This window comes from Sporosarcina sp. BP05 (assembly GCF_014282005.1).
In the GTDB taxonomy this organism is placed as follows: domain Bacteria; phylum Bacillota; class Bacilli; order Bacillales_A; family Planococcaceae; genus Sporosarcina.
In genome coordinates this window covers 1-912 of the sequence record NZ_JACFTD010000071.1, presented here as the reverse complement: position 1 = coordinate 912, position 912 = coordinate 1, and the positions used below count along the sequence as shown (strand labels likewise).

The 912-nt window shown below is 45.3% G+C and carries 1 protein-coding gene; it reads left to right on the top strand.

Annotation, left to right across the window (positions count from 1 at the left end):
- Positions 1–912: IS66 family transposase (tnpC, locus tag H2672_RS19135; RefSeq protein ID WP_186674001.1), on the top strand; the 912-nt coding region annotated here is incomplete at both ends.

Below are 912 nucleotides of genomic sequence, written 5' to 3'. Positions count from 1 at the left end.
TATCGTCAAGAAAAACAATTGGAACGCCTAGGCGTCTTTTTATCACGTCAAACACTGGCAAACTGGATGATGTATGGGGCAAGCCATTGGCTTAGCCATCTTTACGAACGCCTTCAAACTCATTTATTGAGGCAAAGTGTTCTCTTTGCGGATGAAACGACGCTTCAAGTACTTTCCGAACCAGGGCGTCCGGCGACATCTAAGTCGTATATGTGGCTGTATCGAACGGGGCGTGATGTGCCAGCCATTGTGTTGTATGATTACCAACAAACAAGGGCTGCCAAGCATCCGAAAGCCTTCCTTTTAGGATTTGAAGGATTTCTGCATGTCGATGGCTATCAGGGGTATAACGATATACCGAAGGTAAAACTGGTGGGGTGTTGGGCACATTCGCGTAGGAAATTTGACGAAGCGCTCACTGCATTGCCTGCGGAAGCAAAGAATAAAGAAACGCCTTGCGCCGCGGAAGAAGGACTCCAATTCTGTAATCAATTATTCGCCATCGAGCGAAAATTAAAGGATGTCAGTCCTGAAGAACGCCAAAAAGAGCGGCTTGAACGTAGTCAGCCTGTGCTGGATGCTTTTTCAGTATGGCTACAAACTCAAAGCTCTCGCGTCACGCCGAAAAGTGCACTTGGGCAAGCCGTCAAATATTGCCGAAACCAATGGCCACGTCTAACAATGTTTTTACAGGACGGTCGTTTGGAAATTGATAATAATCGAAGTGAACGAGCCATAAAGCCCTTCGTGATCGGTCGAAAAAACTGGCTTTTCTCTCAATCTATGAAAGGCGCAAAAGCAAGTGCAATCGCCTATAGTATTGTGGAAACTGCAAAAGAAAATCAGTTAAATCCATTGATTTACTTAACCCACGTATTTGAACAGTTGCCCTTAATCGATCTGACTGATTCG